Annotated in this window: 19 protein-coding genes; 8 read left to right on the top strand and 11 right to left on the bottom strand. The window is 58.3% G+C overall.

Features of this window, described 5'->3' with window-relative positions; all coding sequences use genetic code 11:
• Positions 1-77: 77 nt before the first annotated feature.
• Positions 78-518, top strand: coding sequence for a methyltransferase family protein (locus tag ACFQPB_RS11600; protein ID WP_382223305.1), 441 nt, complete (start codon positions 78-80; stop codon positions 516-518).
• Positions 519-691: 173 nt separating this feature from the next.
• Here the strand turns inward: ACFQPB_RS11600 and ACFQPB_RS11595 are convergent, their stop codons facing one another.
• The 11 genes from ACFQPB_RS11595 to ACFQPB_RS11545 form a co-directional block, all read right to left on the bottom strand.
• Positions 692-1,969, bottom strand: coding sequence for a DUF697 domain-containing protein (locus ACFQPB_RS11595; protein ID WP_382223302.1), 1,278 nt, complete (start codon positions 1,967-1,969; stop codon positions 692-694).
• Between the two features lie 179 nt (positions 1,970-2,148).
• Positions 2,149-2,967, bottom strand: coding sequence for a DNA/RNA non-specific endonuclease (locus tag ACFQPB_RS11590; protein WP_382223299.1), 819 nt, complete (start codon positions 2,965-2,967; stop codon positions 2,149-2,151).
• Between the two features lie 58 nt (positions 2,968-3,025).
• Complete coding sequence (locus tag ACFQPB_RS11585) at positions 3,026-3,565, bottom strand: hypothetical protein (protein ID WP_382223296.1); 540 nt, start codon at positions 3,563-3,565, stop codon at positions 3,026-3,028.
• A 91-nt stretch (positions 3,566-3,656) separates the two neighbouring features.
• Positions 3,657-7,526: an SNF2-related protein gene (locus tag ACFQPB_RS11580; protein WP_382223293.1), complete on the bottom strand. Its 3,870-nt coding sequence runs from the start codon at positions 7,524-7,526 to the stop codon at positions 3,657-3,659.
• Positions 7,526-9,220: an EH signature domain-containing protein gene (locus tag ACFQPB_RS11575; RefSeq protein ID WP_382223290.1), complete on the bottom strand. Its 1,695-nt coding sequence runs from the start codon at positions 9,218-9,220 to the stop codon at positions 7,526-7,528. Before ACFQPB_RS11575 ends, ACFQPB_RS11580 begins: the two co-directional genes overlap by 1 nt.
• Positions 9,214-9,921, bottom strand: coding sequence for a flagellar motor protein MotB (locus ACFQPB_RS11570; protein WP_382223287.1), 708 nt, complete (start codon positions 9,919-9,921; stop codon positions 9,214-9,216). Before ACFQPB_RS11570 ends, ACFQPB_RS11575 begins: the two co-directional genes overlap by 7 nt.
• A 1-nt stretch (position 9,922) precedes the next feature.
• The gene (zorA, locus tag ACFQPB_RS11565) at positions 9,923-11,926 is read right to left on the bottom strand and encodes an anti-phage ZorAB system protein ZorA (protein WP_382223284.1); all 2,004 of its coding nucleotides are present in this window, start codon (positions 11,924-11,926) and stop codon (positions 9,923-9,925) included.
• Positions 11,923-12,123, bottom strand: coding sequence for a type II toxin-antitoxin system TacA family antitoxin (locus tag ACFQPB_RS11560; RefSeq protein ID WP_382223281.1), 201 nt, complete (start codon positions 12,121-12,123; stop codon positions 11,923-11,925). The genes zorA and ACFQPB_RS11560 overlap by 4 nt, the downstream gene beginning before the upstream one ends.
• 349 nt (positions 12,124-12,472) lie before the next feature.
• Entirely contained in the window at positions 12,473-13,045 is a 573-nt protein-coding gene (locus ACFQPB_RS11555; protein ID WP_382223279.1) for an alpha/beta hydrolase, read from the bottom strand.
• Positions 13,042-14,028: a helix-turn-helix transcriptional regulator gene (locus tag ACFQPB_RS11550; RefSeq protein ID WP_382223277.1), complete on the bottom strand. Its 987-nt coding sequence runs from the start codon at positions 14,026-14,028 to the stop codon at positions 13,042-13,044. Before ACFQPB_RS11550 ends, ACFQPB_RS11555 begins: the two co-directional genes overlap by 4 nt.
• Before the next feature lie 22 nt (positions 14,029-14,050).
• Complete coding sequence (locus ACFQPB_RS11545) at positions 14,051-14,533, bottom strand: DUF1810 domain-containing protein (protein ID WP_382223274.1); 483 nt, start codon at positions 14,531-14,533, stop codon at positions 14,051-14,053.
• A gap of 112 nt (positions 14,534-14,645) precedes the next feature.
• Here ACFQPB_RS11545 and ACFQPB_RS11540 point away from each other — a divergent pair, with 112 nt between their 5' ends.
• The 7 genes from ACFQPB_RS11540 (at position 14,646) to ACFQPB_RS11510 (ending at position 20,626) form a co-directional block, all read left to right on the top strand.
• A complete protein-coding gene (locus ACFQPB_RS11540) occupies positions 14,646-15,053 on the top strand; it encodes a hypothetical protein (protein WP_382223271.1) in 408 nt (135 codons plus the stop codon).
• A 43-nt stretch (positions 15,054-15,096) separates the two neighbouring features.
• Positions 15,097-15,510 (top strand): MerR family transcriptional regulator, encoded by a 414-nt coding sequence (locus ACFQPB_RS11535; RefSeq protein WP_382223268.1) that lies wholly within the window; start codon positions 15,097-15,099, stop codon positions 15,508-15,510.
• 80 nt (positions 15,511-15,590) lie between these two features.
• Positions 15,591-18,104 carry a VIT domain-containing protein gene (locus ACFQPB_RS11530; RefSeq protein WP_382223266.1) on the top strand — a complete coding sequence of 838 codons (2,514 nt, stop codon included), beginning with the start codon at positions 15,591-15,593 and terminating at the stop codon, positions 18,102-18,104.
• 12 nt (positions 18,105-18,116) lie between these two features.
• Positions 18,117-18,902 carry a SprT-like domain-containing protein gene (locus ACFQPB_RS11525; protein ID WP_382223263.1) on the top strand — a complete coding sequence of 262 codons (786 nt, stop codon included), beginning with the start codon at positions 18,117-18,119 and terminating at the stop codon, positions 18,900-18,902.
• A gap of 165 nt (positions 18,903-19,067) precedes the next feature.
• Entirely contained in the window at positions 19,068-19,280 is a 213-nt protein-coding gene (locus ACFQPB_RS11520) for a hypothetical protein (protein WP_382223260.1), read from the top strand.
• Entirely contained in the window at positions 19,273-20,073 is an 801-nt protein-coding gene (locus tag ACFQPB_RS11515; protein ID WP_382223257.1) for a hypothetical protein, read from the top strand. The genes ACFQPB_RS11520 and ACFQPB_RS11515 overlap by 8 nt, the downstream gene beginning before the upstream one ends.
• Positions 20,063-20,626: a DUF1788 domain-containing protein gene (locus ACFQPB_RS11510; protein ID WP_382223254.1), complete on the top strand. Its 564-nt coding sequence runs from the start codon at positions 20,063-20,065 to the stop codon at positions 20,624-20,626. The genes ACFQPB_RS11515 and ACFQPB_RS11510 overlap by 11 nt, the downstream gene beginning before the upstream one ends.
• Positions 20,627-20,662 lie beyond the last annotated feature (36 nt).

Here is a 20,662-nt window from a genome sequence, read left to right as displayed (position 1 = left end):
TTTCCTTTCAAAGAAATTAGGTCCTGGAAACCTGTGTAGTGAATAGGTCGCGCTATGCTTTGCGCATGACTCCTCACATGCTCGGCCAACTTTGGGTCACGTTGCAGTTTGGTCTCCTGCTGGTTCTTGCGACGCTCTGCCTGCTGGAAGCGCGGCAATCCGTCCCCAGCAGCTGGAGCTGGGTGCTGTGGAGTAGCAGTGCCGTTTTGGGCTTGTGGACGCTATGGGTCAATCGGCCCGGTAACTTCAATATCCGACCGGAGCCTCGCGAAGGCGGTCAACTGGTGCAAGAAGGGCCTTACCGTTGGGTTCGGCACCCGATGTACGGCGCGGTCCTGCTGCTTGCTGCTGGCGCCGGTGCATGGTTAGCAAATGCCACCGCGCTGGCACTATGGACTGCCCTACTGGCGGTGCTTATTGCCAAGTCGAAGCTGGAAGAGCAGTGGCTGTTGGGCCACTACCCTCTATATGCCGACTACCGTCACCGAACCTGGCGACTGTTGCCTTGGATTTATTGACTGCTGACCCGCCTGGCTGGCCTGGAGTTGAGTATCCGGTCAACTCCAAAGGTCTGTGTAGGAGCCGTTGCAAAGCAACGTGTGTACTCCACGCGATGGCAGACAAGAAGCCAGGCTGCTGGCCACCAGTGTCACCGCATCCTGATGGGAATTCTGTGCGGGTCAATTTGCAACTACAACAGGCCAATCTGCTTGGTGTCGTCGGGAGGCGCCGCGGCATTCCCACTCTTGCGCTTGAAGAGTTTGCCTGCTGACTCTATGGCCGCTTCTCCGACGTCAGCCACGGCTTTTGCGCCTTTTATGCTGCTGCTACCTATTGCAGCGGTGGCTTTCACAGCCGTCTCTGCGGTCGCCTCGCCGGCACTCTGGGCAGCTTCAACAGCGCCCTTGCCCACTTTGACTCCCGTGTCCAGTACCGCTTGGGTGCCCGCCACCGCGACCGTGATGACCCCATCTGCTGTGCTGACCACAGTGTCTGCAACTGTGGTTGTTGTTGCTTTGACTGTCTCCTTAGCAGCCTTAGTGGCTCTACGTACGCCCTGCGTTGCGCTTTGCACGGTGTCAACCGTGCCTTGCTTCACACTGCCCCACACCCCCAGGGCTATCTTCTGGCCCTGTTCGCGGGCGATTGTTCCCAGCATGGCTAATGCCAGCCGTGTGGCCGACTGGCGCACCTCCGCCTGTGCAGGCTCCACCGACGGCATGCAGTACGCCTGGGCAATCAACCCCACCCGCAGCGTCAAAAACGCATTCGCCGAGCCACTGGCCATGCTGTTGACCAGCAGTTGACCGACGCCCTGCATCCCGGGAATGGCTGTGGCCAGCGAGGGCGCTACAGATGACACGATGGGCGCAGCCAGTTCCTTGAAGTCAAGGTCATCCAGTTGGCTGGAAAGCAGCATGGTCCCCGCCACGTTGCCGTACAGATACGTGATTTGCCGCGGCGTGGGTCTGAGTCGATAAAGGGCCGCCAGTTGCCCGATGAGCTTCAGCTGCATACCCAACATCACCAGGCCGTCCAGCCGTCCGTTCTGAATCAAGGCTGTGCTTATAAAGACCCCGCCTGCGGTCTGCTGAATCAGCCGCCGGGCCTGCTCGTCGAGCACACCCATTGCCGAAGGCAGGTCGTCTCGTCTCGCTAAGGTCTGCACCTGCATGTCTGGATGCGCCGACAGGTGCTTCTTGAGCCACGATTGGTGTCGCGAATAAGCAGGCTCCGAGGTGTCCCTGGGCGGTAACTGCATGCGCGGCAGTCGCATCATCAGAATAGTTGGCCAGGCCACCAACCCCACAAATGCCAGCAGCAAGACCCAGAAAACCGGGGTGCCTGCGCCCGCCATCAAGCGGTCGGCCGCATCTGCCAACTGGCTGAACGTGGCCACAACAGAAAGTGCCGCATACACGCCCAGTACGACAGCAAAAACCAGCATCAGCCGGTAGAAGTGCTTCATGTCCGCTCCTGCATGGATTCAGTTTTGTAGTGCCAGACGTCTGGTGATGTCTTCGAACCTCGGGGCATTTCCTCAGACCCACTCGAATTCGCGTTGTTCGCGTCCTTGCTATTGCGTTTGTATATGACGACAAGCAGGTTGCAAATCTCACGCGCGGTGTGCCCACCAACTGAATGGCGTTACGGTTTCACCGGTATGCCGGGTAAAAAATCTATGCCTGTGCGCTTGACGAGTTCAGCGTAACTGATGGGGCGGCGCACAGTCTCACCCTGTGTGTTCTGTTGCCAATGAGCCCAAGCCCGTTGCGTCGAGGCGTCGTACACCAGCTTGTAAAGATACGCGGGAACCCTGACTCGACTGGCACCTATCGTTGGGGAATCTTCTGAGAAGACGGGGCCTGTGATTACAAACACGTCGCCCCGCGCGCGGCGAATGTAGTGACGGGTATCTTGCTCAATCTTGGCCCACGCACCCCCATTGTGTTGGGCATCCTGTGGAACCATGTTCGCGAGGCTGAAACTTTGTGCCATCGCTGTGGGCGTCGGCATGTCACCCGCAGGTGCCATGTGCCCGCGGGAGTAACCCGAACGCCTGTAGTCCTCCAGTTCAGCCCGTTCGGCACTGGGTAGCCGAGCGTCTGCAAAGAATCGGTTGGACCGCTTTTCGTCTGCGTCCTCGATGCGCTCACGATTGAGGCGCTGTGCCACGAGCACCGGTGTCTTGGTGGTGCCGCTGTGAAGCACAGCAAAAGCCTCATAGCAGAGCTCGCGAAGTTTGGGCTGGGGTGAGATAGCCGGAGGCCTACCGCTGGCAAAAAAGTCTGGGCACTGCGCAAAGCTAGTGGGCTGGGGTGTGAGCAGCGCCGTGTTGTCGAACTGTGGGGTGCGAGGCCATGCCGCTGACACAAGGGTGGTGGCCAGTGTCAGCGCGACTAGCAACGGGCGTTTTGTTTGCGTTGGCAGCAAAATTGTCGCTATGTAGCTTAGTTTTCCCAGCATGCTCAGGAGGCTTGGTCCCAGGCATAAAGCTTGATTCTTCTTGGAATTCCAGGCCTCATCACAATGCATCATCCTGAGATGAGGCGATTTCTTCTGAGGCAGCGGAGTTGTTTTTGAGTGCGTACTCGATGGCAATATAACCACAATCAGTTTCCCGCGCACTTGCCACTAAAAAAACCGATTCAATGGCTTCCGTTAGCTTCGCGCCAGTTTTGACCTCCCAATGGCTAGCCAAAAGACGCTCGCCTTTTACTAGGCCCATCATCCAATCTTGAGGTTCGTTCCAAATACTGCCTTGAAGTAACAAATCAGTCCTGTCGCAGTTACCGTAAGTTTTTTTTAGCTTGCCTTCCATTTCAAGGAATGCGCTGTTGATGGAGGTTCCAAATCCATTTGTTGGAATATCTTGTCCTATTGCTTTTATCCAGGATAGTCCATTTTCTGGTGATATTTGAAGTATATAGAACTCAAATGCCGGATGGGGTTTCGGTGGGTTGTCAAGTCGATATTTAAACGGAGCAATCTCAGCCAGTTTGAGTTCGCTGAAATCCTCTAATTTCATGCCGAGTGAGAGGCCAAAAGGTGCTGGTAGATTCATGATAGTTTTAGATAAAATTTTGAATTTAGAGATTCAACTTATCATGGGTGATATTGATTCACCCACTTCGCGAATACAAGCTTGCTAGAGACTATTGTGCCTCAGAAAAAAGGGGCAGCCAATGGAGCAGTGCTTCATCGAACTCGTGATTTGTGACCGGCGCAGCACCTAGGTACTCTGCCAGCGAATTTCTGGTCACCAACTCCACGTGGTTCGCCTCGGCTTGGGCAACTGCCCCGCTGGTAAAGGCCTGGTTGGTTACCGCTACCTTGCGAAGGCGGGTTCCAGCGAATCGCGCTTGGTACCGCGCTGCACCCGCCGTCACTTCCTTGATGGCATCCCAACCGAGGTCGGAGCTCACCGAGCTCTTGCACTGCAAGAGTTCGCCTTCTCGGCCAATCAAGGCAACGACGTCAATTCCCCCATCACCGCCTTTCTTGGATGTGACATGGGCCTGGTACCCACGCTTGCCCCACAGAAGACAGCAAAAGACCTCAAAGCTGAAGCCGTCCATCCGGTCAACGTCGTCAAGGGTGAGGTAGCGGCGGGGAATGGCCTCTCCCTCCACTCCCTCGCCCACGAGTTCAGAGAAAGTGGCTTCTCGGCCGGTGCCGTTCAGCATGGCCACCAAACCGCCGTCGTCGAGGGTAGCTCCTGCAAGGCCAGCCTTCTTTTTCAGTAGCTGGTCTAGACGGACTTCAAACGTAATGAAGTCGTCTGCGACCATGGTGGGGCAGTACACGTAGACGTCGCGCTCTTGACCAATCCGATAGGCTCTGTCGGTCGCCTGAGACTCCTTCGCGGGGTTCCAGGCTCTCGTGAAGTGGAAAACGTGGTTGGCCGCAGTGACGTTCAAGCCTGCACCAGCAGCGAGCGTGGACAAGATGATGACGTCGAAGCCATCCTTTGCTGAGAACTTGTCGATGTATGCCTGACGGCCCTGCGAGTCCCCGTTGATGATGAAGGGCTTAAGACCAAAGGTCTCACGCAGGAAATAGAAGAGTGCGACCTGCGCCTCACGCAGCTCCGTAAAGATGATGGCCTTCTCGCCCGACGCCTTGACTTGCTCGAGGTGAGCTAACAACCAACTGAGCTTGGGCGAATTGGCGAGGTGTACGTTGCGACCACCCTTGTCAATCAAGAACTTGGTGCCCGGCAGGCAATACGGCTCCGCGCAGACAGCTTTCATCAAATGCAAGGCGCCGAATGACAGCTGCGCGCGCTTGCGTCCATTCGACTCCTTCGAAGCGTCCTGAAGTTTCTTCAGTCCCCCCTTGTAAAGCAGCCGTTGGTGCTCCGAAATGGCGATTTCGAGCCGGTCCAGCTCTCCCAAAGCTACCTTGAACTCGATGCGCTCGTCGTTCGCCGCCTTGACAGCAAAGTACTTCTTTTTTAGCTCAGCCGCTATATCAGCTTTTGTGCGCCGAAGTGTCTGTGGCGCAATCGCTGATTGCAGCTTCTCAAGTGCCTTCTTGTGTTCATCGGTCTCGCACTCGATGGGGCGCCTATAGGTCTTTCCGAATTCTTCGAGCGCGCCAAGCAGGCCGGGTTGCACGAAGTCGAACAGGCACCACAAGTCAGCCAAGGAGTTCTCGACCGGGGTCCCCGTGCAAGCGATGCGGAAGTCCGCTTTCAGCTTCTTTGCCGCCAGGGTCACCAGGGTGCCTGGCGTTTTGATGCGTTGAGCCTCATCGCAGATGACAAAGGCAAAGGGTTGCTTTGCGAAGGAAAACTCGTAGGACGTTAGCACCTCATAGGTCGTGACGATGACCTTAGCGTTGCCAGCCCAATGAGGCTTCAGCAGCTCGACGATGCCCTTGCTCTGCAGTGCTGAGTCGATAAGCCCCAACGGCTGCTTCCTCACGGTTAGCTCTTCGCCATACAGCGTCAAGACTTCGGGGAACGAAGGCGTAAAGAACTTCTTGGACTCGTTGCCCCAGTTTTCAAGCAAGCTTTTGGGAGCAAAAATGACCGACGGTGCTGCGTTCGGGTTAACCTCGTAATACCACGCGAGCACTGACAGCAGCTGAAGCGTCTTGCCAAGCCCCATGTCATCGGCGAGCAGTGCGCCGCGGCACTCCGCCGGCGCTTTGGCGACAAGGTGTTGAAACCAAGCGACACCATATTGCTGGTGTGCTTTCAATCCAATGCCCGGGCGCAAAGCCTTTGGAAAAACCGGTGAAGTACCGGATGGGAGCGCGAGCGACGCACGTCGTTCCTCCAAATAGTCGATGCCGTGAAAGTTCGTCTTGACGAGCAGGGTTTCACGCGGGCTCTTCTTTTCCTTGGGCTTGGCCGTACCATCGCCTTTTACCCGGTCTTGCGCCCCGAGCATGCTTCGGAAGCTGTCCACCAGCGTTCGAGCTTGGCCAGTGGCCATCGCCGTTGGGAGGCTCGCATCTTTGACTTCCGGCAGACCAGAGCGCTCCGCCTCAGTCACCTGGGTGTCGAAATCCTCGACCCACTTTCGCGTGAGCGGCACAAGCACCTGGCCTTCGTGCCCCTGTAAGGTGACTCGCACCATGGGCGTGAGGTCAGAGGGAAGCCAGCCAGAATCGTCCGCCCCGTCCTTCGTCGGTTTCTGGAAGACGGGCACGTAGATTGGCCGGGCCGCGCCGATGCCTTCAATGCGTCCGCTGTACCCATCAAGCTCGTAGATGTCGCTGAACTCGATGCGCTCAGCCGGCTGGCTCCTCCAGAGATGCGCGAATTGCATTCCCTGTTCCAACTGCGTCGAGGACTCGCCGTCTATGCTGAGGTCGTACTCCTGCCACGGAAAGCGTTCTCGGTCCTGCTCAAGCGCCTGCCGTAGGGCAGTGAGCAATTCATCGAGCTGGGCCGGACTTTCAAGTGGGCTAGCGCTCGTACGCGCAGAGCCATCAGAGAAGTGCTCGGTGACGCTCAGGTCGACCGAGTCGATTCGACCGTTCTCGCAGCGGGGCACCAAGCTGAATACTGCTGCCACAGAACCAGCCTCGGCCCGGTCTTGCTGGAAGTCTTCCTCTCGAAGCACTTCATGTGCAGTGTCACCAAGAAATGCCCAGGGGTTGTGAATGAACTTCTCAGCCCGTACGCCGGCCACACGTCGGCCGGGCATGTCGTGCTTGATTACGGAAAGGACTCGTCGAACTGGCTCGGTGATGACCACTCGTACGCGACCTCCTCCGCGAGTGAGGTCATAGTGCGGTTGCACTGAGTTGAAGCCGTCGAAGGCAGTAAGCCAACCGTCTGGCGCACCCTCAAACGTTGGTGCAACTGTAAGGACCCTGCCAAATGGTGTCTCCTCCCTGGTCGTCGGTAGCCGCAAGGACTGGGGGGTGATGACATAAGTCGACTCCAAATACGGGTTGGCGTACAAGGCACCCGCTCTGTCGGCGAAGGCACGGATAGAGCCCCAGGCCAGTTCCTGCTCGTGCTGGGCTCGCATATCCGGGCCCCGGGCACGGAATGCCGCAACCTCGGCAACCGTGGCCCATGCCGCAGCGGACAACAGCTGACGTTTTCCGGAAACGGTAACGACGGCGCCTTCAATGCTGTCCGGATTCACCAGCTCCGCGCCATCAGTCCATCCCGAAAGTTCGATGTCGAAGTCCGGTTGGGACAGGGAGCCAGAGCTACTTAGCACCGGACGTAGCGGACTGGCAGGTGGCAAGTTGAGCAGGCAAACGGTGCCCGCGTGCTCGGCTGACCCGAGCAGCTCAAACAGTTCCGGCCAGCGGATGCATGCGTGACTGGTCTCGAGGAGACATTTGCCTTCATTCGCCAACTGAACCAGATACGCTCCCAACAAGGATTCTTCAGGCCCACATCGTTCTATGGCGTCGACCAAGGCCTCCGGCGTAGGTGCAGCAAGATGCCGGCTGAAGTCGAAGCGCACACCCTCGTTTGTCCAGGCCAGTTTGAGCGTGCGTTCATCAGCTTTGACGCCGACCGTGCGCTTGAGGAATTCGAACATGCTCATCAGTTCTCCGGAAGGTACCAACCCTGCCGGCTTTCTGCCCACTTGAAGCCGAGCGACTTCAGTTCGGCAGCCAGTAGAGCCCGCTGGCTTGGGTCAGAAACCCAGAGTCGGCCTCCACCGGTGCCCCGTTTGTCAGTAATCGTTGCACCGTGAAATTTGCTCACCAGGCGGCGTAGTTCAGTCATGTCGACAGCAGTGCGATTCGCAGGGTGCTGCTGGACCATGTTGGCATGGCTACCTGCTTGCGTTACCGGTTGGGCCCTCTTGGCCTCAGACGTGTCGGGACGAATTCCCAAAGAACTCAACTCATCGGCAGCTCGCCATTCCCAGCCGTCGCGATGAACGACCCGTGCAGCACACTTGCCGTAGTAGCCCGCAGCCAAGTCATTAGTGCCCCCAGAGTAGTAGCGTTCATAGGGCTCGAAGGGCAGTTCATCCGCTTGGTAAACATAGCAGGCATTGGGCTTTTTGCTGAACTCAATGATGAGGTAGGGGCCTATCTGCATCATGAACGCGTCCACATCACGCTTAGCGGTCAGCTCGGCATAGGCCCCTTCCTCACGTGCAATAAGGTCGCGAATCTCCGCGTTGTGGGTCTTCAATGCCATGGTATCGGCACCAAACACCAGCCGAGTCCAAGTAATCTGCTTCAGGTAGTTTGACCAGAACGCAAGGCGACCCTCATCCGCCTTATTTCGCGCGGCCAGGATATCGAAGAAATCCTTCAGATTCCGCTCGTTTACCCAGCCAAGCACCATCGACCAGACGGGGTCTGGCACGCGACTCCAGGCGGTTGCAATGCCTGCGGCCTTGAGCTTGGGGTTTTTCCAGACAGTCGGCTGAACCACAAAGTCCCGTAGCCGCTCGTCCGCAGGCGCTCCCTTGCACCCGTGGTAGCGCACCAAAATGTGCTCAACTGCGTCATCTCGAAACGCAGGCTTCGACTGAACCAATTGAAGCAACCTTGGGATGAGCCGGCGAAACTCAGCATCGCTTTCAGCCGTTGCACGCCTGATGGCCCCGAGGACCATGGCGTGCCAAAACCAACTCGATTGTGGAATTCCGAGGTCCGCAGCCACGCTGTCCGCAGGAGCGGTGTCCCCAGCAAGGTAGGCACGCGCATACTTGTCCACAGGGCGTTCCGAGAGGATTTCGGATTCACGGCGCAGAACCATAACCCAGTCAGGGACAGTGCCAGCCCCTGCCTGCCGGTCAACGAGGGGCCATGTGCGGGCCAAGAATTCGCGCAAAGACGACCACCCCTTCATGGAATGCGCATCCTTGTGGGCGTCAGGGTTGAACTCAAAATAAGACGCGAGGAGGCCATGCCACGTCAAGCGCCACAAGTCTCCTCGTCGGGCTTCTGCCTCGTACGTCGCGAGCAAAGCGTCAAACTTTGGGCTGGAGAGTACGCAGGCCCCTTTAGCTTCCCGAATTGGTAACGCCAGAGCCGAGGCGATAAGGTCTCGCTGCCAAGGGTCCAACGCCTGCCCTCGCAGGAAGGCGAGTGCCGCAGCATAGGCGTCTTCCTTGTTGGGCCTGGCTTTTGCGTAACCTTGGAAGAGGCGGGCGGACTCGGCAGCTTGTTTTTCAACCAGCGCGGGGTACCCAAAGGTGCCCCCGCCGATGCCCATGGACGAAATCGCGGCAGTCAGGCTGCCGCTTAGCTTGGCGAACGCCTGAACGGCTAGCACTGACCGAACTCCTTCGCGGCCAGGGCTTTGTTCTCCGAGGGGCGGTCTTCTGTGATGCCCCAAAATTCAATTTTTAGCTCAACCCGCCGACTTGCTGCCTTGTCCTGGCGAATAGAGTTAAATGAATAGCCGCCGACCAAGAACAGGTCTTGAATCTGGCGCAACTGTTGTTCGTTCAGAGGGCGCTCGTCAACACTAGGCTTGCCGAACAAAGTACACACAACACTGCGGCTTCGGTTTAGGCTAAGACCCAGGTTGTAGAGGTAGGTTCCATCCTGGTCGGTGAAGCCCTCCACCACTACTCGCCGCATCCATTTCTGTCCCTCTGGCGTGGATTTGGCGTCCAAGAGCACAGGAATGTAGTCGCGCAAAAATTTGGCTGCGTCCGCCTTGATGGAGTAATCCCCGCTCTCGAAGCGAACGACTTCCCCCAGGTCGATGCGGTACGTGCTCTCGTCCACGTTGACCTTCTTCAGGGCTGAGTCGCGTTTTATGAGAGACATGACCCCACGAATGTCTTTCTCTCGTTGAATCTTGGCCTCCTCCTCTGCAGTCACGCTTTTCGTCACAGCGATAAGCGTGACCGCCATAACCACAAGGAAGAGCACCATGAGGGCGGACATCAAATCCGAGAACGAAATCCAAAAGGGACTTTCCCCTTCATGGCGCGCGCTTCGCTTCAATACGATGCGAGCCAGCATGTCAAGCCTTCTTCATGCGGTGGACTGCCGTAGCAAGTTCCTGGACAACGCCATTGAGATGCCCGGTGCCTTGCGACAAGTGCCGGTCGGTCTCAGCAATGGTGTTCTTGACCTGACTGACCAGCGCAGTACCGAAGTCGTTGAACGCTTTGATGAGAGCGTCATTTACCTTGTCGAGATGGGCACGGCTCTCGGATTCCGCACGACGGAGAGCCTCGACACTGGATTTGATAGCGTCAATCAGGTCCTTGGACACCCCAGCTTCCTTGCGCGCCGCCTCGATGAGACCAGTGAGTGATGCGACTTGAGCATCGACGGTTTTGCGGGTGAGGTCATACTGCTCGAAGCCACGCTGAACAGCACCTGCGGCGGCCTGAAGCCCCGACGCAGTCGAGGCCATCTGCTCGGAGAGCTTCCCTGCACGGTCAAAGACGCCCGTCACAGTACTACCAGCGGTCTCGAACTTCTGCGCTGCGCTTCCCATTGTGAGCGCTCCCTGATTCATGCCATCGATGGCACGGAGGGAGACATCCCCAAGCGCGTTGATATTCTGCTGGGTTCGTGTGACCTGCTCGGACACCGTCTTAAGCAAACCATCGACCTGGGCCGTGAGGCCCCCAACCAGCTGGTTCGTCTGGCTGCTGAGCGCCTGATTTCGACCCGACTCTTCCACTGCAGCAGAGCGTCGAACTTCCTCCATCTTCTCCATGGCGATGGAAACCTCGCCAAGCACCTTCATCACCGCATCGTCCATTGCTCGTTTGGACTTGGCTTGCTCTTCGTTGACCAAGTTGCGGAAGTCCTGGACGAACTGTCGCATCTGTTCAGTGAGAAGTTGCTGGTTGTCAGCAGACTTTTTCATGGCCTCTTCGAGGGTGCCGCTCATCTGGCTTGCGGCATGTTCGTTGGTCTGCTTAATGTCAGCTAGCAACCCTTGAAGCGAACTTTGAACTGCGGCCATCGAATCCATCGACCGCTGCATTTGCTCATTGATGCCGCGCATCTGGCCCCCAAAGGTATCCTCAAGTTTGGCCATGAATCCCGTCAGCAGCGTCTCGAGCATGTTGTTGACTTGCTCGCCGTTGCCCTTGGTGGTCTGTTCCATAACCTCGCCGACCCGGCGCATTGGCTCTGCAAGGGCCGTAGAGATTGAGTCACCGAGCTGTTCCCCCAACGCCCTGCTCGCGCCCTCGTGGGCGGCAATCTGCCGGTCCACCAGATTGGTCATCAGCTTGGTGAGGTCTTCCACCAAAGAATCCTTGAGCTGCGCCGTATGGGCCTCGTTCTGTTCGGACGCTTTTACAAGCCGCGCCAAGTACTCTTCTCCAGCACCACCCGCGTATAAGCTATCAATGCCGTGCGCGAGTTGCTCTACCAGCCGATAGAAGTACGCCAGTACAAGTCGGCTGAGAAACACCACTCCCATTGCGCAGCCGATGGCCACACCCGACGCCACGAAAGCGTGGCTAACCCCTTCTAACAGAGGCTTTAAGCCCGCGACTGCGGTAGCGGATGACGTCGGGTCGAATTTGTCCAGGCCCTGCAGAAGTCCGGCGAACGTTCCGATAATGCCGAGACCCGTCAAGACCCCAGGCAAGTGCCGTGTGAAGTCATCGAAGAGGCGGCTGTCCACCAGGACTTCACGAGTGAAGAGCGTTTCGGCGGGAACCGTTGCCCGCACCTCGCTGAGGACCAAGTCACCGGATGATGCTTTCCTGAGCTCATGGAGAGTATCCGCGTACTCGTCCCAGAGGTGCCGTAGCGGCTCCGTCTGAAAGAGCGGTGCCATTTCGGCGGCACTGGGCGTTCGCTTGGCTAGTTTGAGCGACCGAACTCCCCGAAGGGCATGATTGAGTTGCAGTGCGACTTGAGTGCCTTTTACGCCATACCCCACGAGGAAGGCCACTGTCAGCATGACAACAACCACGAAGATGTAGAGCGGAGCACCCTGCAGGTTGGTTAGGGACGGATGAACGGTGCCAAGAAATTCAGTAATCCAGTTCATGTGCTTGTCTTTTCTGAGCGGTTGCCCTGCTTGTCTTCGGTGTGGTCGTAAATGCGATTTCGGGTGCAGTACTCCTCTACCAAGGTTTCGAGCATATTGGTCAAGCTGCGGCGTTCGCCGAGAGCAGCAGCCTCAAGAAGTCGCTTAAGTCTGGGGGTAACCCGAAAGCTGATTCCAACGGACTTTTCTGTGCTCATGGGAAGGTAGATGTCGTGTATTGCGTTGTTCAATACAAAGGGTAATCGATTTTAGCAATTCATGTTTGAAACGATGCGCGAGTCGCATCAGGTCACTGACCCGCGCCTACAAAGTCATCAGCCTGCTGAGCTAGGCTGTTTGACCATTTCTCAGTTGCAGGTTGGGTTCCCGGTGGCCAGGGATGCAAATATCCTCAGCCAACCTCCGACGAGTCTGTAGTGCTACTGCTCTGACGCAGCCGTGTACGACTCACCAAAAGCGTGATGTGGTCGACTGAGGAGCTGTCCACTCGCAAAGAACAGCGCTGGTTGGACCGCTACTCGCTCGGGTGCCCATCGACAAATGCCCCTAGAGCCATCGGTCAAGCAAGCCGCCCACATACTCCGCACCCAGCATGTGCCCAGCGTTCGGAACGACTGTCACCGGAATCTTTGCCGCCAGACCGAATCCCGCCACCGTCGCTGGCACGCTCTGCCAGTCCAGCTCCCCGACATGAATCTGCGCGTTTAGAGGTGATGGAAACTCACCAGCGAAGACCATTTTTTTGAGCCGTTCTGGAAACGGAGGGCTAAAGACTCGGTGGTTTTCCGAGTCTTCAAAGTCCCCAAGAATGGGCGAAAGCAGAAGCAAATGACCAGGGTAAGGCGGCAGCTGCGCCTGCGCATTCAGAAATAGGTAGGCACCAAACGAGTTGGCCACTACGTGGTCCTCAGGGGACCAGAAATGGGTTTGCAGGTCTTCCGTCACGATGCGGACCTGCTCCATAAAGGGCAGGTGCCGGAACGCGTCGACAGTCGCCCGGCCAGTGACATTGAACCCACGGTTTAGCAGGCCTTGCCCCAGGCCGGTGGATAGTTGTCCGCCATGACCAGGCAGGTAGTAGACCGTCTTGCTCCCCGCCAGTGGGCTCTCTTCAGTCATGACGTTGGTCCCTTTGTTGAGTAGAGTTTGGCTGCCTGCAGATGCTCGAGCCCGAGAGATTCCCGTAAGACTTCCGGTGCCAGCGCCTGAACATGCGCTCCGTGGCGCAACACATCCATCGTGAGTTCGCGCAGGTCGGTGTACGGCAGGCGCATCTCAAGTTGTCCGTCAGGCAGCCAAGTCAACTCTTGTTTTGGGTGCCAAAGCTCTCGGGCCACCCACCTCGCCCTTTCCGCAGAAAACCTCAGACGAGCCCACCGCACCTGCCCACCAGAAAAAATCCCATATCCCTGGCCGACAAACTCTTCCAGGACGCCGCCGTCGACCTCTTGAGCTTTCAGCTCGGTCAGGTGCGCGGTCTCAATAGAGTCAAGCGAGAACGAGCGCAGCCCATGCCGCATGTGGCACCAGGCAATCAGATACCAGTTGCCCCGGTAATGCACCACGACCTGCGGCGAAACCAGACGCTCGCTCCGTTCATCGCGTGCTCTGACGTAGTAGCGCAAGCCAAGGCGCCTTCTGCTCAGCAGCCCGGTGGCCACCACTTCAAAGTGCTGTGCCTGCACCTCACGGTGCCCGGTCGTTAGCAATCGAAACCGCTTGTCCACGTCCTCAGCCGGATGCTGTCCGGATTCAATCAGGGCGCGCAGGCGCGCTTTGAGTGGCTCAATTTGCGCTTTGAGCAACGTCGGCTGCAGGTCGGACAGCATGGCCTGCATCATCAGGAGCGCATAGGCCTCCTGCGCGTTGAACCACAAGCCCGGCAGGTTCTGTGTTTCATCCTCACGTCCCTTGTCGTACCGGTAGCCCCTGGTTTCCCTGTCCCAGACGATGGGGTAGTTCAGCCGGTCGCGCATGTACTCGATGTCCCGCTTGAACGTGGCGCGGGAGACTTCAAGTGTCTCCAGCATGCGAGAGATGGGAACCGCCTTGTGACCCTGGAGCAGGGCGTCGATTTTGTAGAAGCGTTCGGTACGGTCCATGACAGGGCGGTGGGCAGTCTGGTTACACCTGCTGCTGGCGGGCTTGCGCCTGTTGAGCCAGTACCGCCAGCGTCATCGGGTCAGGCTCGCCAGCAAAAAAGCCGTCTAACACCTTGCCAAAGACTGAGTCCAGTCCTGCGCACTGCAAGAACAAGGTGGAACAGGACCTCAACTTGATGGCGTCGACGGAGCCCAACATCGCCTCCGCTGCCTTACCGCGGTGGGCGAGGACCAGTTGGCAACAGGCTTTCAGCCGTTCCCCCAGAACCGGATGGCTCAGGTAGGCCTGGGCCTCTTCCAGGTTGGCCAGCCCGTAATACCTCGCCATCTGCGAGCGCCCCAGCGCGGCGAGTTGAGGAAACACAAACCACATCCAGTGCGTTGCCTTGTGACCTTGGCGCAACTCCAACATCACATCCTCCAGGACCGGTGCCTGCGCCTCCAGAAAGCGCCCCAGGTCAGGGGCCTGCTGGCTTTCTGAGCCAATCGGCACGGTTTCAGCCATCGGGTGCGTTCCTCGGTCTTGTGTCAATCGGTCGCCAACTGGTTTGGTGGCTCATTCTATGAGCCACTGCCGTGCAAATACTAGCTCCATCACGGTTCACCAGGAGTTCCACATGTTCACGACGCAAGCGGTTTCGTCCTTTGGGTGGCAGGGCATCGAGGTGCCACGCCTGACAACCCACGCAGAGGTTCGCCTCCAGCAGCGAGGCATCCGGGTCGAGGTCCTGGACTGCCTACTGGCCTACGGCCGCCGTGAGCACGACCACACCCACTGCGAAATCGCGTATTTCGACACCAAGGCATTGGAGCGAATTGAGCGCCACGAAGGCCCACGAGTGGCGCAACTGGCCAGCGACCACCGGGACATTTACGCGGTCATCGACAGCGATGGCTGCGTGGTCACAACCGGCCACCGGTTTCGCCGCATCCTGCGTGACAAAAGCCTGTCCTCCCTGCGCCCAGGCCGCAACCGCCGCCCACGCCAGATGCGACGCGCTACGGGGCAGTCGGCACTGATTTAAATGAACAGTAATATAAACAGTTTTGGTGTGCTAATATGAATTCATGGCAACTTCCTACCTACTCAGCGAACTGTGCGCACTGGTCGATTTCCCGGTTCGAACGGTCCGGTACTACGTCCAGCAGGGGCTCGTCGACCGGCCGGAGGGTGAGACCCGGGCGGCGAGGTACGGCGTCAAACAGCTGGAGCAACTGCAGCTCATCAAGAAGTGGACGACTGCCGGCTTGTCTCTGGACCGCATTCGGGACTTGCTCAATGGCGAAGAGCCCGATATGCCGGCGCGCGGACGTCGGCGCGGCACGCTGGAAGTGGTCAGCCGCCTGACGATTGCGGACGGCGTGGAGCTCGTGATTGAGCCGAGCAGGGCAGGGCTCACACCCGAGCAGGTGCGCGAGTTCAGCCGCCAGGTCATGAGCCTCTACGACCAAGTCACAGGCCAGCCGCTCGGCGCCGCCTGACTTGCTGTGCGCTGCGGGTCTGCCGCCAGGGCAGTGATTTCTCTTCATCTGTCTTTCTCTGTCACCTTCAAGGGTCTGATATGCCAGCAACCTCGTTCAAAACTAAAGACGGTTCCACGCTTTTGCTGCAGGGCGTCAAGGCGCAGGGTCGTGTGGTGGGCCGCATGCTTGACATGACCTTGGAGCAGCGATTTCGCAACCCCGAGTCGTTCAATGTGGAGGTTGTCTACACCTTCCCCTTGCCTTGGCACGCGGTGCTGCTCGGGCTTGAAGTCGAGCTCAACGGTCAGACCTTGGTGGGGGTCGTTCAGCGCAAGGCGAAGGCTCGGGAGGAGTATGAAGAGGCGGTGTCCGAGGGCGACAGCGCCATCCTGGTGACCGTCAACCGCGACCGCAGCTACACCCTGGAGCTGGGCAACCTGATGGCAGATGAGTCGTGTGTGGTGCGGCTGCACTACGTGCAGATTCTTCAGCCTGAGCAGGGCAGCCTGCGACTGATGCTGCCCACTACGCTGGCGCCGAAGTACGGTCATGCGGTGCGCGACGGTGGGTACGAGCCGCACGCTGCCCCTGAAGCCAGCGCCACCGTCGAGTACCCGTTCGATATTCGGCTGGACATCCAGGGTGAGCTGGTTCATGCCCAAATCGGCTCGCCGAGCCACCCAGTCGCTATCCGCACGCTGCCTGCAGTCGGCATGAAAGAGACCTTCATCACCCAAGTCCACCTGGGCTCCAAAGCCTGGCTGGACCGGGACTTCGTGTTGGTCTTCGACAAACTGACCCACAGCAGCCTCGGTCTTGCCGCGTGGGACCACCTCGACGCTGGGTTGGGGGTGGTGATGGCCAGCTTCACGCCCGCGTTGCCGACTCGCCAAAGTCTGCCTGTGACGATGAAGGTCCTGGTGGACTGCAGCGGCTCGATGAACGGCGACAGCATTCAGGCGGCCCGCAGCGCACTTCAGACGGTGCTGGCGAGTCTGCGCGACGGCGACCGGTTTAGCCTGAGCCGCTTCGGTGACTCCGTCGAACACCGGTGCAAGGCACTGTGGAAGGTGGCACCACCTTCAATGGCGGCCGCCCAACGTTGGGCAGTGCGGCTGGAGGCCGACATGGGTGGCACGGAAATGAACAACGCCATCCTGTCGACGCTGGTCTTGCCCGGCGCTGAGCGCAGCGACCTGCTGCTCATCACGGACGGTGAGATACACGCCATCGATGCCGTGGTGGAGTCTGCCCAGCGCAGTGGCCACCGCTTCTTCGTGGTCGGTATCGGGGCGAGTGTGGCCGAAGGCTTGCTGCGCCAACTGGCGAATCAGACCGGGGGCAGTTGCGAGTTCGTGACCGCAGGCGAACACGTGGAGGGAGCCATCAAGCGTCTGTATCAGCGCATGCGCTCGCCCAAAGTCACGCATGCTCGGGTGGCCTGGCCGGCGCAGTGCGAGGTGCATGCGGCATCTGACTTGCCGCTGAGCGTCTTTGACGGTGACGACATCAACGTCTTCGCCCGGCTGAAGGCTCAGCAGGCGGAGGCACTCACCGGTAACGTTCGCTTGCTGGGGCGTGTTGATGGCGTCGAGGGTGAGGTCTGCCTGGGTGAACTCAAGCCGAGCTTCATTGCAGATGAGGCCAACACGCTGGCGCGCCTGGCTGCCAACCAGCGCTACTGGCAGCTCAAAGGCGGGGCAGAAGGTGTGCCGGCAGTGCTGACCAAGCAACTGCCGGCCTTGGCTGAAAAATACCAGTTGGTGACGGATGACTCCAGCTTCATCCTCGTCAAGCAGCGCGCCGAAGGCGAAAAAGCTGTGGACATGCCTGAGCTGAGGACGGTTCAGGGCATGCTCGCGGCGGGACATGGTGGCCATGGGGGCGTGACCGCTGGCATGGTGTTGGGTCGTTACGGCTCTTCCACCACACCTTTCTCTGTGGTCAATTCAGTAGGGGCAAGCTCCGTCGCAGGTATGGCTGTGCCCACTGTTTGGCGCAGTGCCCCCCGCTACTCTCGTCAGGACCCCAGCGCAGTTGACCGTCTCCTTTTCAGTAAGAAGGCGCCGTCCGGAGGTAAATCCAAGTTGCGCAGCAAAGCGCTGCGCGATTTCATAGACAGCATCGGCAGCGACGATTCGCCGGATACAAAACGTGCAAAAGGCTGGAAAGCACCGCCCTCGAGGGATGCATTCTGGGCCGTTCACCTCGAGCGGAGTGAGGATGGGGCGTCCCGCTATGAAGGCCTCACACCGGCCGGGTTGGTCGAGGGCCTGCGCTTGAACAGGCCAGAGTTTTGGCCTACCAGCTACTCGGCGCTCGCCACGATTGGTGTTGGTGACAGGGTTATTGAATGGCTCGAGCTCTCGGTCGGCGCCACAACTGACGAAACAGCGGTTGTTCTCGCATTCCTTGAAGTTATGCACACGTTGGACTTCACCATCAAGCAGACCTTCCAGGCGGCGTTTGGGAAAATCACGAGCATGCCTACCAAGGCTGATGCGCTTTCAGGGGTTTACCAGGCTATTGAAGCTGCACTTGTTGGTATCACTGCGGAGCATTGGCCAGCCATGGTCTTGGACTATGCAGAAGCTGAGCATTTGCTCGCATAACGAAGGTTGGAGATGGAGCACACATCAAGTCCAACGGTGCAGTTTTATGACTGCCTGCAGCAAGCCTTTGACCACTTCAACGCCCACCTTTTTGATGGGAAGCTCCCCCCGTGCCTCATCACGCTGCGGTCTTCAAGTAGGCACTACGGGTATCACCACAAGGACCGCTTCATCAACCGAGAGGGCCAGACCCTTGACGAGCTGGGACTGCATCCCGGCTTCTTTACGCTTCGGTCGGTTGAAGAAAGTCTGTCAACGCTGGTCCACGAGATGGTCCATCACTGGCAGGACCGATTTGGGCACTCATCGCGCTCAAACCCTCACAACAAGGAGTGGGCCGCAAAGATGCGGGAGATTGGGCTTGAACCTTCATCCACCGGCTTGCCAAACGGAAAGGACACGGGCCAGACTGTTAGCCACTTCATCCACCCCGACGGGCGCTTCATCGCATGCTGTCGTGAGCTACTGGCCACGGGTTATCAGCTCGAATGGTTCGATAGGCACGTGCCCAAGGCGCCTGACACAGCACAGGCGACAAACCATGAACGGCAGGAGGCTTTGGCTGCGGCGGGGATGGCCGTGGAGTTGTCGATTCCGATTTCTGAGAAGCTGCTTGACGCGAATCCGGGGGACTCAAGCTCATCTGCGTTAGTGGCCCCGCCGCCACGGAAAGATGTTGACCGAGTGAAGTACGTCTGCGCTGCCTGTGGAATCAAGGCATGGGCTGCCTCGGATGTCAAAATTCTGTGCGGAGCCTGTGAGGTGGGGCTGCAGCCTGCAGATTTGGCCAGCGCGTAAGTCAGCATGCTGCGTCGGCCTACGAGACCATCGATTTCATGGCCAGTTGGTCGAGTGCCTGCGATATCTGAGCCAGTCCCATATTTGTGTGGTCGCCCAGGCATCAAAAACCGCCAAATCTGCTATATGCTGGCGCTTTGCTAGCGGATTGCAACCGAGGTTTCCATGGCCACTTCAAAATCTGAGGTCATCAGTGTGCGCGTCGAGCCACCTATCAAAGAGGCACTTCAGGTAGCTGCCAACCTGGAAATGCGGAGTCTCGCCAACATGGTCGAGGTGATGGTCGTCGCCTATTGCCGCTCCCAGGGGTACCCCTTGACCGGGATTCCCAGCGATGCACTGCCCGCCACGTTGACAAAAGGCTCTCAAGTTGACTGAGCAAACTGAATTGCAACTCAGTCAGTTGGGGTTTCGGTTCGGTATCAACGGACCGCACGCTGCCCGCACGATGATGCTGGATGAACTGCGGCTGCTTCTGCACCACACAGACAGCCAGGCCACGCATAAGGAGTATGCGACGGCGGTCGTCGAGGACAACGTGCTCGGAAAACCCACCCGAAAGGCCAGAGAACTGACTCTGCGTCACCTTGGGGTTCTTTATGGGCTCGACGTATCAAACCCAATATTTCGAGCTATGCGGCGGCTATGGCCTTTGAATGAGGCCGCCCAGCCGATATTGGCTCTGGCGGTTGCGTTGGCTCGCGACCCACTTTTGCGAGCAACTCAGGACCATGTTCTGGGTCAGCCCCTTGGTGCTGCAGTTTCACGTGAGGCTGTGGAACGTTGGCTATCAAAGGCCTACCCCGACCGTTTCAGCCCTGCATCACTAAAGTCGTTTGCCCAAAACGTCGCTGGAAGTTGGACTGCAGGCGGGCTCCTGAGTGGACATCGCAACAAGACCCGCTCACAGCCAGCGGCTCACCCCGAATCTCTCACGCTACTGCTGTTCCTGGGCTACTTGGGCGGCAGGACTGGGCAACGCCTGTTTTCATCCGAGTGGACAAGCCTGATGAGTAGCTCACCGGATGAGCTAGAGGCACTTGCAAACTCTGCTTCACATCGGGGACTGCTTGTGTTCATGAACGCAGGGGGGGTCAAAGAGGTTCGGTTTCCTGGTTACCTAACCACCGAAGAAGAGCGTATCCGTCAGGAGATTTCACATGTCGTCTAAGGTTGCCAAGCTTGCGGCTGCTTACAAGCAGCATTTGTCTGTGCCTTGGCAGGCAGGACTGGCGGCTATTCAACGCGTTATTTTTGCCGTATACGACAAGACCGATGAACTTCGCTTGCGTGCGAACGTAGGCGAGTTTGAGCTCGCAACTCAACAGGCCGGCAAAAAGTGGATATTGATTGACCTCACCAACGCATTCCCGCTGTGGATGGCAGCACAGGAGTATCGCGACGCCTACTTCGAGTCGCCCGAGGACCTGGCCGGCTACCAGGCTGGTGAGCTCAGCGAGTTCGTCGCCAGCCTAACGGCTGAGCTTAAACGTCGGCTTGACGCTGAAGCCGGCGCAGACACCGTAGTTGCGTTGCTGGGCGTTGGCGCTCTGTTCGGCCTTGCACGAGTGTCATCGGTTGTCGAGGGCATTAAGGAAAGCGTACCGGGCCGGTTGTTGGTTTTCTTCCCTGGCGAACACCACCCAGAAAACCACGCCTACCGCCTGTTGGACGCTCGAGATGGCTGGAACTATCTTGCTGTCCCATTGCTTGCCAAAGACTGAATCCCAAAACCAAAAGACCACCACTCAGGACGCCTC

It is taken from the genome of Hydrogenophaga atypica, assembly GCF_042665215.1.
Classification (GTDB): Bacteria; Pseudomonadota; Gammaproteobacteria; order Burkholderiales; family Burkholderiaceae_C; genus Hydrogenophaga; species Hydrogenophaga defluvii_A.
Note: the sequence above shows the minus strand (reverse complement) of the source record. Positions and strands in the feature narration are given on the sequence as shown.

Coding starts and splice junctions, on each gene's coding strand:
- zorA (WP_382223284.1), bottom strand. CDS start 11,926: ATGAACTGGATTACTGAATTTCTTGGCACCGTTCATCCGTCCCTAACC.
- ACFQPB_RS11600 (WP_382223305.1), top strand. CDS start 78: ATGCTCGGCCAACTTTGGGTCACGTTGCAGTTTGGTCTCCTGCTGGTT.
- ACFQPB_RS11545 (WP_382223274.1), bottom strand. CDS start 14,533: ATGGCTGAAACCGTGCCGATTGGCTCAGAAAGCCAGCAGGCCCCTGAC.
- ACFQPB_RS11595 (WP_382223302.1), bottom strand. CDS start 1,969: ATGAAGCACTTCTACCGGCTGATGCTGGTTTTTGCTGTCGTACTGGGC.
- ACFQPB_RS11560 (WP_382223281.1), bottom strand. CDS start 12,123: ATGAGCACAGAAAAGTCCGTTGGAATCAGCTTTCGGGTTACCCCCAGA.
- ACFQPB_RS11525 (WP_382223263.1), top strand. CDS start 18,117: ATGGAGCACACATCAAGTCCAACGGTGCAGTTTTATGACTGCCTGCAG.
- ACFQPB_RS11550 (WP_382223277.1), bottom strand. CDS start 14,028: ATGGACCGTACCGAACGCTTCTACAAAATCGACGCCCTGCTCCAGGGT.
- ACFQPB_RS11535 (WP_382223268.1), top strand. CDS start 15,097: ATGGCAACTTCCTACCTACTCAGCGAACTGTGCGCACTGGTCGATTTC.
- ACFQPB_RS11540 (WP_382223271.1), top strand. CDS start 14,646: ATGTTCACGACGCAAGCGGTTTCGTCCTTTGGGTGGCAGGGCATCGAG.
- ACFQPB_RS11555 (WP_382223279.1), bottom strand. CDS start 13,045: ATGACTGAAGAGAGCCCACTGGCGGGGAGCAAGACGGTCTACTACCTG.
- ACFQPB_RS11520 (WP_382223260.1), top strand. CDS start 19,068: ATGGCCACTTCAAAATCTGAGGTCATCAGTGTGCGCGTCGAGCCACCT.
- ACFQPB_RS11580 (WP_382223293.1), bottom strand. CDS start 7,526: ATGAGCATGTTCGAATTCCTCAAGCGCACGGTCGGCGTCAAAGCTGAT.
- ACFQPB_RS11570 (WP_382223287.1), bottom strand. CDS start 9,921: ATGCTGGCTCGCATCGTATTGAAGCGAAGCGCGCGCCATGAAGGGGAA.
- ACFQPB_RS11510 (WP_382223254.1), top strand. CDS start 20,063: ATGTCGTCTAAGGTTGCCAAGCTTGCGGCTGCTTACAAGCAGCATTTG.
- ACFQPB_RS11590 (WP_382223299.1), bottom strand. CDS start 2,967: ATGCTGGGAAAACTAAGCTACATAGCGACAATTTTGCTGCCAACGCAA.
- ACFQPB_RS11530 (WP_382223266.1), top strand. CDS start 15,591: ATGCCAGCAACCTCGTTCAAAACTAAAGACGGTTCCACGCTTTTGCTG.
- ACFQPB_RS11585 (WP_382223296.1), bottom strand. CDS start 3,565: ATGAATCTACCAGCACCTTTTGGCCTCTCACTCGGCATGAAATTAGAG.